This window comes from Pedobacter ginsenosidimutans, assembly GCF_001442625.1.
GTDB classification, from domain to species: Bacteria; Bacteroidota; Bacteroidia; order Sphingobacteriales; family Sphingobacteriaceae; genus Pedobacter; species Pedobacter ginsenosidimutans.
Genome location: NZ_LMZQ01000004.1, coordinates 14,994 through 29,268 on the forward strand (window position 1 = coordinate 14,994; position 14,275 = coordinate 29,268).

General features: G+C 37.4%; 15 protein-coding genes. All 15 read right to left on the bottom strand.

Annotated elements, in window-relative coordinates; translation table 11 throughout:
- Positions 1-135: 135 nt before the first annotated feature.
- Positions 136-1,296: a FecR family protein gene (locus ASU31_RS07140; protein ID WP_057931694.1), complete on the bottom strand. Its 1,161-nt coding sequence runs from the start codon at positions 1,294-1,296 to the stop codon at positions 136-138.
- Positions 1,297-1,357: 61 nt separating this feature from the next.
- Positions 1,358-1,957, bottom strand: coding sequence for an RNA polymerase sigma-70 factor (locus ASU31_RS07145; RefSeq protein WP_057931695.1), 600 nt, complete (start codon positions 1,955-1,957; stop codon positions 1,358-1,360).
- Positions 1,958-2,140: 183 nt separating this feature from the next.
- Positions 2,141-2,683: a DUF420 domain-containing protein gene (locus tag ASU31_RS07150; protein ID WP_057931696.1), complete on the bottom strand. Its 543-nt coding sequence runs from the start codon at positions 2,681-2,683 to the stop codon at positions 2,141-2,143.
- Positions 2,684-2,764: 81 nt separating this feature from the next.
- Entirely contained in the window at positions 2,765-3,460 is a 696-nt protein-coding gene (locus tag ASU31_RS07155; RefSeq protein WP_057931907.1) for an SCO family protein, read from the bottom strand.
- Positions 3,460-3,813, bottom strand: coding sequence for a cytochrome C oxidase subunit IV family protein (locus ASU31_RS07160; RefSeq protein WP_083505300.1), 354 nt, complete (start codon positions 3,811-3,813; stop codon positions 3,460-3,462). The genes ASU31_RS07155 and ASU31_RS07160 overlap by 1 nt, the downstream gene beginning before the upstream one ends.
- A gap of 25 nt (positions 3,814-3,838) precedes the next feature.
- A complete protein-coding gene (locus tag ASU31_RS07165) occupies positions 3,839-4,546 on the bottom strand; it encodes a cytochrome c oxidase subunit 3 (protein ID WP_057931697.1) in 708 nt (235 codons plus the stop codon).
- 31 nt (positions 4,547-4,577) lie between these two features.
- Positions 4,578-5,144 carry a cytochrome c oxidase subunit 3 gene (locus ASU31_RS07170; RefSeq protein ID WP_083505301.1) on the bottom strand — a complete coding sequence of 189 codons (567 nt, stop codon included), beginning with the start codon at positions 5,142-5,144 and terminating at the stop codon, positions 4,578-4,580.
- Between the two features lie 15 nt (positions 5,145-5,159).
- Positions 5,160-6,068: a heme o synthase gene (cyoE, locus tag ASU31_RS07175; RefSeq protein WP_057931699.1), complete on the bottom strand. Its 909-nt coding sequence runs from the start codon at positions 6,066-6,068 to the stop codon at positions 5,160-5,162.
- A gap of 12 nt (positions 6,069-6,080) precedes the next feature.
- Positions 6,081-7,139, bottom strand: coding sequence for a COX15/CtaA family protein (locus tag ASU31_RS07180; protein WP_057931700.1), 1,059 nt, complete (start codon positions 7,137-7,139; stop codon positions 6,081-6,083).
- Between the two features lie 82 nt (positions 7,140-7,221).
- Positions 7,222-9,102 (bottom strand): cytochrome c oxidase subunit I, encoded by a 1,881-nt coding sequence (locus tag ASU31_RS07185; RefSeq protein ID WP_209434969.1) that lies wholly within the window; start codon positions 9,100-9,102, stop codon positions 7,222-7,224.
- Between the two features lie 23 nt (positions 9,103-9,125).
- Positions 9,126-10,358, bottom strand: a complete 1,233-nt coding sequence (locus ASU31_RS07190) for a cytochrome c oxidase subunit II (RefSeq protein WP_057931702.1) — start codon at positions 10,356-10,358, stop codon at positions 9,126-9,128.
- A 69-nt stretch (positions 10,359-10,427) separates the two neighbouring features.
- A complete protein-coding gene (locus ASU31_RS07195; RefSeq protein ID WP_057931703.1) occupies positions 10,428-11,651 on the bottom strand; it encodes a hypothetical protein in 1,224 nt (407 codons plus the stop codon).
- Between the two features lie 15 nt (positions 11,652-11,666).
- The gene (locus ASU31_RS07200; protein WP_057931704.1) at positions 11,667-12,272 is read right to left on the bottom strand and encodes a c-type cytochrome; all 606 of its coding nucleotides are present in this window, start codon (positions 12,270-12,272) and stop codon (positions 11,667-11,669) included.
- Positions 12,244-12,780, bottom strand: a complete 537-nt coding sequence (locus ASU31_RS07205) for a DUF3341 domain-containing protein (RefSeq protein ID WP_029275887.1) — start codon at positions 12,778-12,780, stop codon at positions 12,244-12,246. The genes ASU31_RS07200 and ASU31_RS07205 overlap by 29 nt, the downstream gene beginning before the upstream one ends.
- A gap of 2 nt (positions 12,781-12,782) precedes the next feature.
- A complete protein-coding gene (gene nrfD / locus ASU31_RS07210) occupies positions 12,783-14,255 on the bottom strand; it encodes an NrfD/PsrC family molybdoenzyme membrane anchor subunit (RefSeq protein WP_057931705.1) in 1,473 nt (490 codons plus the stop codon).
- Positions 14,256-14,275: the final 20 nt, after the last annotated feature.

The following is a 14,275-nucleotide window of genomic DNA, read 5'->3' on the forward strand; positions in this document are numbered from 1 at the left end:
TTTTGTTACCCTTGTTCTTTGATAAGGCTAGATATTTTGTCGAGGTATTTTCATAGTTTGATTAGGTTAATTAGTTGATTAATTTAAGATCTTTTATTTTAAGACAAAGGTTAGTCAGGCCCCTGTCTGCTGGTTCTATTCTTTATAAACTATAATTTTATTGGCCTTAATATCAAAGCGGACCTGGCCAGTTTGTTCCAGCTTTGTTAAAACTTTGGATATTTTCTCAAAACGGCTTACCGTTCCATAGTACATTACATTTTTTGCATCTGCATCTGCATATTCCACCTCAACATTATACCAACGCGCAACTTTACGCAGAATACTTTCCTGTCTTTCATTGTCGAACATAAAGTATCCGTTTTTCCATGCTATTGATTCATCTACATTCACTTCCTTTATATCAATGCCAGAAATAGATACTAATGATTGCTCTCCTGGCTTTAAGATTTCGCTTTCATTGGTACTTTTATGAGAAACACGTACACTTCCTTCAAGCAAAGTAGTTTTAGTTACAAGTTCATCCTTATAGCTATTAATATTAAAATGCGTACCCAATACCTCAACAGACTGCTTATCGGTTTCTACAATAAAAGGATGGGTTGCATTTTTAGCTACTTCAAAATAAGCTTCGCCGTCTAGTTTAACAACACGCTGTTTAGCGGCTCCGATATTTAACGAATACTGAATTGAAGATGCTGCATTTAGCCAAACTGTAGAGCCATCGGGCAACTGGATTTGCCATTCGCCACCATTTGGAGTCGAAATGGTATTTAATCTGGTATCATTTGTACTTTCTGATCCAGCCACGTTATATACCAACTGGCCATCGGCAGTTTTGGTGATAGAGAAACCGGCTTCTTTGGCAACGTCGCCATTCATCGCATCTGAAAGTGAAATTTTCTTTCCATCGGCCAAAGTAAGAATAGCTTTATTTTTTCCCGGTGCTACATCAGTAGCAAAAACGTGTTCTTTCTTTTTCTGTAAAGAGAGGTAAGCGGTGAACGAAAACACGATAAAAACAACTGCAGCGGCAGCCCATTTTAAACTCCTCAGTAAAATCCGCTTAGGCGATCGGGTTGGTTTGTCTACCGCCAGAATTTTATTTAGAACCGGATTCCATTTTTCATCAACAACATTAACCGCATGTTCTTCTTCTGCGATAATCATTTTCACGATTTCGTCAGAAAGCAATGATGTGCTGTTTTCTGCTAAAACTAAAAGTTCTTCCCTTTCGGCCTGGCTTAAGGTCTTAGCTGTAAACTGTTGTAAGAGATAATGTATACGTTCTTCCATAAAGATTCTGATACTAAGAAGCAGCAAAAGAAAATTAGGACTATCGGGACATCAATTTTTTCTATTTTATTTTCAAAAAGAAAAAAACTATTGGGAAAAAGAATACAATCCCATGCTGATCGAGGTGTATACGTATCGATTTAAGGGCAATTACAAGGGCATTTTTAACAGTATTAGGCGAAATATTGAGCATTTCTGCAATTTCAGGTATAGTTTTACCATCACGTCTGCTCAATTGGTATATATTTTTACGTTGATCAGGTAATTTTTCGACAGCAATTGCAATAATTTTTGTTACCTCGTTTAAATTAATAGTTTCTGCGGTATTGTTATGGCTATTTTGTTGTTTGGCCACAAATGCATCAACAACTCTATCTTCTTTTAATTTTTTACGCAGGTAACTTAAACATTCATTAGAAACGTATTTATATAGATAAGCCTTCACATTCGCTACATCCGATAATTTATCGCGATTTAGCCAAACCCTTAAAAATGAATCTTGAATAATTTCTTCGGCGGCATCATCTGATTTGGTAAACTTGGTGGCAAAAATTTGGAGTACAGGAAGGTATTTGAAGAACAAAACAGAAAAAGCCTGCTCATCCCCCTCTACGATTTTTTCTATAAGCTTACGTTCATCTTCTATCCTTCCTGGCGCCATAAATTAGTCGATCTACCTCCTCACCTACAAATTTATAAGTGTTTTCTGTGAGATGTAATATACATAAAAGTGAAAAAAAAATTGGGTTAAAACAAATATCTTCCGTCGGCAAAAACGACTATAACTAAAAAAGCCTTACATTTTAAGTAAGGCTCTTGTTATTTTGTTTAGACTAAAAATCCTTTAATACTGATAATATGGCGAAATCATCAAATAAACCACTACGCCTGTAATGGCTACATAAAGCCAAAGTGGGAAAGTAATTCTTGCAATTTTTCTGTGACGATCGAAACGCTCGGCCAATGCCCTTACATAAGTTACCAAAACCAATGGAATAATGGCTATCGACAATAGGATATGCGTTAACAAGATAAAAAAGTAGGCATACTTAATAGCTCCATCTCCGCCAAATTTGGTAGACGGGGTAGTCATATGATAAGCAATATACATTACCAAGAACAACAAAGAGCAGCCTATAGCCGTTTTCATCAGGTTTTGGTGCAGGTTAATCTTACCATTTTTAATGGCCCAAACCGCAACGATCAGCAGTACAGCTGTAATTCCGTTAATGGTTGCATATATTGGTGGCAAAAAAGGTAGAGTTGGCGCATCTATTCCCAGATCCTTTAACTTTACCACAAATAAAAAGGCCACAGCTACCGGTATAAAAATGGAAAGAATGATGATCCACTTGTTATACTTTTTCTCAATTGGGGAATTTTCCATGAGTATTTAAATCTCTTTTATATTATTATTTTTTGTATCGACTTCGGGCTCCAAATGCTAAAGCCCTAACCGCTAAGCCAATTACCTGCCGTCTTTAACGTTCCTTAAATACTCGGCAATAAGTACTTTTATTTCATCCTCCAACCTGGCATTTGCTTCAGCATTGTCGGCATCATAAATGCCGCGTATACGGTGTAGATTATCGATAAGTACTATTTTATTGCTAAAAATGAAATTGGCTTTCTCTTTCGTTTCATCTGCAACTACATCAAGTAACAAGCCTTTTCTGATTAACGAATAAGTTTGAATGGTATCACCAATCAGAAAATCCCATTTTCCAGCTTTTGCCTTAAACTGTTGGGCAAAATCTTTTATTCTACCTTTATCAAGTGGATCAACAGACAGGCTTAAAAACTTAACCAAAGGTTTTTGTTCATACCCATCGGATAATTTCTTGATGTATTTACTTGTTTCCTGGTTGTTGGCACTAGTATAAAATAAATTTAGTACCACAATCTTGTTCTGCAACGATTTCCAGGTAACGGTATCGTTATGCTGGTTTATGAGTTTAAAATCAGGAATCTTATGGTAAATGGTATCTGGGATTTTCTTTCCTTTTACACTGTGGAAAGTTGATGCAACTACTTTTTCACCAAAGATGGGTAAACTCTTATACCTGTTCTTTGCAAAGTGTGGCAATAAGTAAAAAAACAAAAATCCCGGTATAGCTAAAATGCTTACCAGGATTATTACCTTTTTGATAGGACTTCTTTTCATTAATGGTTCATCATGTGGATGTTTAAAAACCCACCTTCTATCAGCATTAAAACAATAAAGTAAATAATGAAAATAAATGATACCGTTAATGCAAGCTGTAAGCCTAATTTCTCAAACTTTAAGTGCATAAAATAAGCTACGATATAAAATGCCTTTACCAAAGTTAAAGCGATATAAATGTAGTTACCGATATGCTGAGGAATATGATGCCCTGGAATAAGCCAAAGTGCTATAATAAACTCAATACCTGTAATTAGCGATAAGATACCGGCAACTTTCCAGATTTTAGCTTTATTCATTCCTGCATGTTCGCCATGCTCGTGGCCTTCTGTTGTATGTGCGTGCTCTGACATAAAAATATTTTTATAATATGATAAATTAAACCAAATAGAAGAATGTAAATACAAACACCCATACTAAATCAACAAAGTGCCAGTATAAACCCACTTTTTCTACCATCAAATAGTGTCCTCTTTTCTCAAAACTCCCATTAATGGTCATCACTAATATGATGATATTAATTAAAACACCAGTAAATACGTGAAAACCGTGGAAACCGGTAATGGTGAAGAACAGGTTAGAAAATTGTTGCGCCGATACTAAAGATACCTCACCTGTAAATAAATGATGTAATGTTGCCATTGGAGGAATTTTTCCCCATCCAAAACCTTCATGAAATAAGTGTGTCCACTCCAAAGCCTGGCAACCCAGGAACATAAAACCACCAATAATAGTAGCAACCATCCACCAGATTACTTCTTTTTTTGCACGACGGTGACCAGCCTCAACAGCCATAACCATGGTTACAGAACTAAGAATTAATATAAAAGTCATGATACCTACAAAAACTAACGGGGCACCGCTTTCTTTTAATCCAGGGATTGATTGGAAAACCAAATCCGGATCTGGCCACGTTAATTTAGAAAAACGCTGAGCGCCGTAGTAGATCAATAAAGATGAAAAGGTAAAAGCATCTGACAAAAGGAAAAACCACATCATGATTTTACCATATTCTACCGACCACGGAGAACGACCACCATTCCATGGTCCGGTTTTAACTTGATCTAATTGTGATACTGCATTCATTTGGAAATAGTATAATAGTTTGTTAACAAATTTAACGGTTCAAAAGTAAAAAAACATACAGATATATCCATAATATATCTATAAAATGCCAAAAAATAGAAGCAATTTCCATTCTATACTGGACTTTGGCAACAGGAAGGCTTTTATAGCTCCCTGCTAAAGCATTAATAATAAGGCCAACACCACCAATAATGTGTAATAAGTGCATGCCAGATACCACATAAATAAAAGATATCGCAGCATTGTTTCCTACAAGGGTTGCCCCGGTTCTAACCATACTTCCCCAGGCATTAAACTGCATTACACCAAAAGCGATGGCTAATATTACGGTAATCCACAGCATATTGCGCTGTAAGCTAAAGTTCAGTTTCCTTAAAGCTTTTGATGCCAGCACCAAGGTGATGCTACTGGCAATAATTACCAAACTAGAGTAAATAAAAGCATCAGGTAAAACTAAACCATGCCCCTTTCCCTTCGAAGCGGCAAATACCAGATAATAACTGGTAAAACCACCAAACATAATTGTTGATGATACGACAAATAACCAAACAATAAATTTCCTTGGTTTAGGGTCAAACGTATCCTGCATCTTTTCCATTGTTAGCACCATAAATTATTTTGCTATAAAATTTAATAATAAGCCCAACTGTACCGCCGGGATGTAAAAAAACGAACAGAACATTACTTTCTTGGCATCGGCCAATTCCCTGTTCATTAAAAGTTTAAAAGCGAGCCAGCTAAATATAAGCCCGGCAATTAAAGATAAACCTGCGATGTAATAACCGCCAAACCCATAAATGGTTGGCAATAAACTTACCGGGATTAAAATCAGCGTGCTTAAAAAGGTAAGCAGTGCCGATGTTTTATCTCTTTTCTTGGTTGGCAATAACCTAAAACCTGCTTTCTTATAATCATCATCCAAAACCCAGGCAATTGCCCAGAAATGTGGAAACTGCCACACAAACTGGATTAAAAATAGAATGCCTGCAATGTAATAGTCAATTTCGTGGAACATTTCTGCTTTTAAACTGCCGAATGCTGCTAAATATCCAATTAGTGGCGGTAAAGCCCCTGGAATGGCACCTACAAAAACAGCTATTGGCGATTTTCTCTTCAATGGTGTATAAGCAAAGGCATACAACAGGATCGAAAATACAGAGAGTAAACCTGTTTCCAGGTTTAATTTACCCAATAACCAGGTACCCAAAAATGCCATAAAAACCCCCAGGATCAATCCTTGTCCGGTAGTCATTCTACCTGCTGGCATAGGGCGGTCTTTAGTTCTAGACATTAACTTATCTAAGTCTTTCTCAATAATTTCGTTAAAACAGTTTGCAGCAGCGGTTACTAAAAAACCACCGGCAATCAATATTAGCCAGTTTCCCCAATCGATACTAGGGATATGGCCTCTACCCACCTGCATTTTCTGTCCGATCAAAAAAGAGATCGATGCCGAAAACACCACCGTAAACGATAGCCTGAATTTGATAAGTTTAGAAAAATCTGAAAGATATTGCTTCAATTTTCTTAAATATTATTGTTTATATGTACTTGTTCGGTAAACCAATAAGTACAGGTAAAACTGTAAACTAAATAACAGCGTAGAGAATAAAATATGCAATGCCTGCGCTGCCGGTGGGAAAGCTATATATGCTAAAGCGAAACCACTTAATAACTGTATGAGGAGCGTTATTAATATAAACCTTGCAGTTAACAACGGTGCAGCCTTACCACTAAAACGGTCTATAACCATTTTATATACTACTGCATTTGCAATTACTACGAGTATAGCTAAATCGCGGTGATAAGAGAATACTTCTCCTACTTTCGAAATCCATATATTCTTGCTTCCGTAAGAGAGCGACTTTGCAATCACATCTACTGCTTCTCTAACCTCGGTTCCTAAAACAATCTGAATGATACTGATTACGAGGGTAAAGAACAAAAATCCCTTTAGCCATGCTATACGGTACATAATTACCGAAGGCACTTTATTCAATTGCTTCGCATAATTGTAGGTATAAATAGATATCGCTAAAATAACCAGTGCCAGCAACATGTGTACAGTTACCACCCATTGCGCCAGGTTGGTAGAAACCACTATCGAACCTAACCATCCCTGGTATCCCACTACAAAAAGATTCAGGATACTGAGTAGAATAATTCGTTTGGCTGTTTTGCGGTAAGCAAATGAATACACAACTGTTAAAAACAGGAAGATCCCTGCGGCTACCCCAGCTAATCTATTCAGGTATTCGGTCCAGGTTTTTGTTGGATTAAACTCTTCAGGTATGGTGATACTCTTATCATGCCTAATGCTATCAGCTAAGGCTACCTTACCCATGCTTTCCAGATATTTGGCAAACTTTTCATTCTTCTTTAACCTACCTGCTACATATTTCTCTTTATAATTGGCAGGAAGTTGCGATACATCAGTTGGCGGAATGTAACGATCGAAACATTTAGGCCAATCCGGACAACCCATGCCCGATCCGGTACTGCGCACAATACCACCGGCAAGTATAACCAATAGCGTAACTATGATGGTTATAAGATTAATTCTAATGAAACGTTGTTCTGATCTGCTGACCATATATCTATTAAGATGAAAAGGGTATCCGGATAAGCAGAAACTTAATCAGATACCCCTTTTAAAATTTTATTTTAAGCTTAAACTAGCCCTTGTTTTCTCCAACAGGGTTAGCTAATTCCCAATCTTGCTGTATTTTTTCTGCTTCTGCATTTCCTTCAAAATCGTGAGGCAAGTTAGAGCTCATGGTTTGAGAGAAAGGAACAGTTTGAGGAATAAAATCTGCATCATGTCCTGGTTTGCTATAATCATATGGCCATCTGTAAACCGTAGGAATTTCTCCCGGCCAGTTACCGTGTAGGTGTTCTACCGGAGCAGTCCATTCTAATGTATTCGATTCCCAAGGGTTTTGAGGAGATACTTTTCCTTTAAAGATTGAATAAAAGAAGTTAAACAAGAACGCTACCTGAGCAAGTGCTGCCATAATAGCTGCCCATGTTACAAATACGTTAACCGTTAACCATTTCTTCATAAATTCAAACTCGGTAAATGCATAGTAACGACGAGGTACACCATCTAAACCTAAGAAGTGAAGCGGGAAGAATACCAGGTAAGCTGCAATGAAAGTTAACCAGAAGTGTAAATATCCTAATTTAGCGTTCATCATTCTACCGAACATTTTAGGGAACCAGTGATACACACCCGCAAGCATACCAAAGATTGCTGCAGATCCCATTACCAAGTGGAAGTGGGCAACAACAAAGTAGGTATCGTGTAAGTTAATATCTAATGAAGCATTTCCTAAGAATATACCGGTTAAACCACCAGAGATAAAAAATGAAACTAAACCGATAGCAAATAACATTGCTGGAGTGAAACGGATGTTACCACGCCATAATGTAGCTAAATAGTTAAAGGTTTTTACTGCCGATGGTACCGCGATGATTAACGTTGTAATCATAAACACACCACCCAACAATGGATTCATACCAGTTACAAACATATGGTGACCCCATACGATGAATGATAATACGGTAATTCCAATTAACGAGTAAACCATTGCATGGTAACCAAAGATTGGTTTACGTGAGTTTACTGAGATTACTTCTGATGAAATACCTAAAGCTGGCATAATTACGATATATACCTCAGGGTGACCTAAGAACCAGAATAAGTGTTGCCACAAAATTGGCGAACCACCTTCATTTGGTAAAATATCCGTACCCATAACGATATCTGATAAGTAGAAACTTGTACCGAAACTACGGTCGAATACCATTAACACTACCCCAGCTACAAGAACAGGGAAAGATAAGATACCTAAAATAGCGGTCAAAAAGAAAGCCCAGATAGTTAATGGCATTTTCCAAAGATCCATACCTTTAGTACGCATGTTTAAGATTGTACTTACGTAGTTAATACCACCCATTAGCGATGATGCCACGAAAAGTACCATACTTACCAACCATAAAGTCATACCTAAACCAGAACCTGGCATTGCTTTCGCTACAACCGATAATGGCGGATAAACCGTCCAACCACCAGATGCAGGACCTGTTTGGATAAAGAATGATGACATCATGATCACGCAGGCCATAAAGAAGAACCAGTATGAAAGCATGTTCAAGAATGGCGATGCCATATCTCTTGCTCCGATTTGAAGCGGAATAAGTAAGTTACTAAATGTACCACTTAAACCTGCCGTTAGTACAAAGAATACCATGATGGTACCGTGAATGGTTACCAAAGCCAGGTAGAAATCGGGTTTAATACGGCCACCTTCAGCCCATTTACCTAAAAATGTTTCTAAGAAAGGGAAATTTTGATCTGGCCATGCCAATTGAATCCGGAATAAAATTGATAAGCCCATTGCTATTACCGCCATAATAATACCGGTAATTAAAAATTGCTTAGCAATCATTTTATGATCCATACTAAAGATGTACTTTGAAATCAAAGTCTCTTTATGATGCCCATGATCAGCGTGATCGTGATTGTGTTCGTCGTGTAATGCTATTGTTGACATAATTCGTTCGCTCCTGCTTAATATTATTTATTTAAAGCCATTTGGTTAGTTTTCACAGCTGCTGAATCTTTAGCTGCTGAATCTGCTACTGATTTTACAGGTGCAGGTGCCACTGGCAAATTAAATTGTTTTCTTAAATCGTCGTTTAAGTATGTTTTCTGTTCAGCTATCCAAGTTTTGTACTCAGCCTCAGAAACTACACGTACAACTTTTTGCATGTTGTAGTGACCTGATCCACAAATCTTAGCACATAAGAAAAGGTACTTAAAGTTAGGATCGTTAGTTTCTTGCTGCATTTCTGCAGTAGTTTTTGTAGGCGTAAACTCAAATATAGTTCTCATACCTGGTACGGTATTTAACTGTACTCTGAAGTGTGGCATGTAAAAACTGTGAATCACATCTTTACTGGTTAAGATCAATTTAACTGGTTTACCAACAGGAAGAACCATTTCATCAGCCATCTCATCATCGCGAGAGTTTATATCTTTGAAATCGATACCCAATGTATTGGTAGCTGTAGTTAATTTGTAATTTTTGTTACCTACTATTCCATCAGCTCCAGGATAACGGATAGACCATTTAAACTGCTCAGAAGTAACTTCTATCTGTAATGGTTTGTTGTTTGGATCTTCAACTTTGAAGAAAATAGATCTCCAGGTTAAGAAACCCATTAATACCAAAACAGTTAATACTAAAGCCGGAACGATTGTCCAGATTTTTTCGATGGTATTATTGTGTGGGTAGTAGTAAGCTTTTCTTTTAGCTGAGTATTTATAGATATAAGAAAATCCGAATAATAAGATGTGTGTAACTACAAATACAATAGTAGTAATGATTAATGTTAAATTAAACATTTCATCAATTTTCTTTCCATGCTCAGATGCCGCATCAGGAAGTAACATTGCCCCATGTACTGTATATTCCCAATATACACCATATAACCCGATCACTAAAAACAGCGCAAACAAACTTGCGTGTACCCTGTTCCAGTTAATGCCAACAGGTTTACCTTGTGCTTCGCGGCTTAATTCATATACTTTTATTGCTTTACCAATAATTGCAATGAATAAGCATACGGCAAGGAAAACCAGAATATAAAATATTACCGATTTATAAACCTCGCCCATATCAACTTTCGGTGCCGCGGCAGCACCTGCTGCTGCATCTTGCGCAAATACGCTAGTGTTTGCAAAAACAGTAATCAATACTGCTAAAGCTGCGGTCGTTTTATTCGTTATAAACTTTCTTAAACTCATTTTCTTAAAAGTAGTACGCTGTACTGCTAATTATAATAATAATTAAATATTTGCTTTATCCTATCACCACTACAGTTGATGATGCAAACTTTCTTGTAATAATGGGTGGTTCTTTGCAATTAATGGTTTTTTGCTTAATGATGTTAAAACCGTAAAGGTAAACAATCCTACGAAACCTATTGCAGTACCAATTTCAATGATACCAAAACCATTATGTCCTTCTTCTACGGCTCCTGGCATAATCATTTGGTAGTAATCTACCCAGTGACCTAAAAGTACCACAATAGAAACAAACAACAATTTCGCATCTGTTCTTTTGTTATCTCTGTCCATTAATAATAATACTGGCGCTAAGAAGTTCATGGCCAGGTTTAAGAAAAACCAGAACTTGTAATATTCAAAGCGTTTGTAGAAATATACAGTCTCCTCAGGCATGTTTGCATAGTAGATCAATAAGAATTGAGCAAACCATACATAAGTCCAGAAGATAGAGAAACCGAAAATAAACTGACCTAAATTGTGTAAGTGGCTATTGTTAACCCATTGCATATAACCAGCTCTTCTTAATAAGATAAGAATAATGGCGATAGTAGCTAAACTGCTTACCCACATAGCGGCGAAGTTATACCAGCCGAACATGGTTGAGAACCAGTGTGCCTCTAATGACATTACCGTATCGAAAGCAAAAATCGGCGTTGTAAAACCGTAAATTACCAAGAAGATACAAGCATTTTTAAAGCTTTTTCTGTAAGAATTTAAACCACCTGCTAAATCTTCGTTGTACGAAAACTTAACAAACATGATCGAAAATATACTATAGATACCTAAGAACACCACCTGGCGGCCTAAGAAAAAAGGTACATTTAAGAACACTGATTTACCAGCGATAATAGAATCATAATTAGCACTCTTTGGATCAGTTAATCCATCAGCATGCCAGTGGTGATATAGATTATGTGTATATAAACCTGCCGAAATTACTACAACAAGTATTACAGCTGCAATAGGCAATGTTTTTGCCATAGCTTGTGGTACACGTAAAATTGATGCAGACCAACCTGCTTGAGCTACATATTGAACAGCCAGGAAAAATGTACCCGACATACAAACGCATGCAAAGTAATATGCCATAAGCAACAGGTTAGCAAAAGTACGCTCGTGCATTACTTTATCGCCGGCTAAGAAACCGAACAATACAGCCGCAATACCGATAACGATACCAACAATGCTTAAGGTTTTTACTTTACCTGTAAACTCAAACTGTTCACTAAAATTAATATTGTGAGTTCCCATTTATATTCTGCTTTACTATTGTCCTTTTTGTAATTGTTGAACATACATCACCACTTTCCAACGATCTGTTGGTGAGATTTGCGAAGCATGCGAGCCCATGTTATTTACACCGTATGTAATGGTGTGGTAAATTTTACCTGCAGTAAGATCAACCATGTTACCACCTCTAGAAGATGCACCCGTTTGATAAGCAGGTACACCACTAAATTTCTCAATTTTAACTAAGTGTCCTTGTCCATCTCCCTTTTCTCCGTGGCAAGGGCTACAGAAAACGGTAAATAAGTGTTTACCCTGAGCTAAATTAACAGTATCTACTGGTAAAGGGTTAACCATACTCACACCTGCTGCTTCATATCCTTCTTTTGTATTAGGATACTCATCATATTCAGTAAAACCTACTGGTTTAGTATGTGCAGGTGGTAACTGAGCTGTTTTACCATCTTTAAAATTTTTGTTTGGCTGATCTGGATTGTAAGCAATCGGATCATACATGTTTCTGGCATATTCCAAGCCAGTACTGCGTTTATCTTTACAAGCAGAAAAGGTAGCTGCAAAAGCGATAGCTAAAAACGCAGTGTAAACAAATTTATTCTTATTCATAGCTAATGTACTTCCTTTCATTATACTTTATTTCTAAAGCACCTGCATCTTTTAATAATCCATCAATTACAGTATGTTCTACATTGTCTTTTGCATCAACTGCAATAACAAAACGATCATCAGTAGCACGTAAATCCATCACTCTTGGTGCTCTTCCCGGAAATAAGTGCGTAGATGCATAATAAGTTAACACCATACCGAAAGCACAGAATAATACTGTAAGCTCGAACATTATCGGAATAAAATCCGGTAATGCAAATGATGGTTTACCACCTATGTTTACTCTCCAATCGATTACTGCGCAGAAATAAATCAAAGCGAATGCACAGCAAGTACCGGTAATACCAAAGCAAAATGCTGCGATATCGATTCTAGATCTTTTAATTCCTAATTTGGCTTCTATTCCGTGTATAGGCATCGGTGTGTATACATCATGAATGCTGATGTTATTTTCCTGAAGTTTTTCGATGCCGTGCATCATTTCGTCAGGATCGCCAAAGCTGCCTAAAATATATTTGATATCACTCATTGTTATATTTTTGCGTAATCTTCTTGTTTAACACTATCAAATTTTTCTAAAGACTCTACGTATTCTGCAACGTATTCTTTATTCTCATGCCCTTCTTTAATTTGTTTCATTTTGGCTTGCTCACTTGCAGTTTTTAATAATAATTTAACCTCTGCTATAGCGATTGATGGCAATACTCTTAAGAATAATAAGAATAAAGTAAAGAACAAACCAATTGATCCTACGAATACACTGATATCAACCCATGTTGGATAGAACATTGCCCAACTTGATGGAATATAATCACGGTGTAATGAAGTAACGATAATTACGAAACGTTCGAACCACATACCCACGTTTACTACGATTGACAAAATCCAGGTAGCTTTAATGCTTAAACGGATCTTTTTGAACCATAACAACTGTGGAGAGATTACGTTACAGGTCATCATCATCCAGTACGACCACCAGTAAGGACCGGTAGATCTGTTGATAAATGCGTATTGCTCATACTCAGAACCTGAATACCAGGCGATGAAGAACTCAGTTAAATAAGCCACACCTACGATTGATCCGGTTAAGATGATGATTTTATTCATCGACTCGATGTGGAACATGGTGATGTAGTTTTCTAAGCCCAATACTTTACGTGCAACCAATAATAAGGTTAATACCATCGCAAATCCTGAGAAGATCGCTCCAGCAACGAAGTATGGAGGGAAGATGGTAGTGTGCCATCCCGGAATTACCGATGTTGCAAAGTCCATTGATACAATGGTGTGTACCGAAAGTACAAGTGGTGTAGAGATACCTGCTAAGATTAACGACACCGCTTCGAAACGTTGCCATGTTTTAACGCTTCCACTCCATCCAAATGAGAAGATAGAATAGATTTTTCTACGTGTACCCACTGCACGGTCGCGGATGGTAGCGATATCTGGCAATAAACCTGTGTACCAGAATAATAATGATACAGAGAAGTAAGTCGAGATCGCAAACATATCCCACACTAATGGTGAGTTAAAGTTTACCCAAAGTGATCCAAATTGGTTTGGTAAAGGTAAAACCCAATAAGCTAACCAAGGGCGGCCCATGTGTGATACAACATAAGTTGCGGCACAGATTACGGCGAAAATCGTCATCGCCTCTGCCGAACGGTTGATGGAGTTACGCCAGTTCTGACGGAAGAGTAATAGTACTGCCGAAATTAGTGTTCCAGCGTGACCGATACCTACCCACCATACGAAACCGGTGATATCCCAAGCCCAACCAACTGTTTTATTTAAACCCCATGCACCGATACCGTTCCAGAAAGTGTAGCTTACTGCTACTACCCAAAGTAAAGCACCTAATGAGGCAACGATGAAACCAATCCACCAAGCCTTGTTCGGCTTGTTCTCTACCGGGCTTAAAATATCATCCGTAATTTTTGCATACGTGATGTTATCTCCGGTAATTAATGGTTCTCTAAGTATTGATTCGTTATGTCCTGACATAATTTGTATTTTCTTTATAC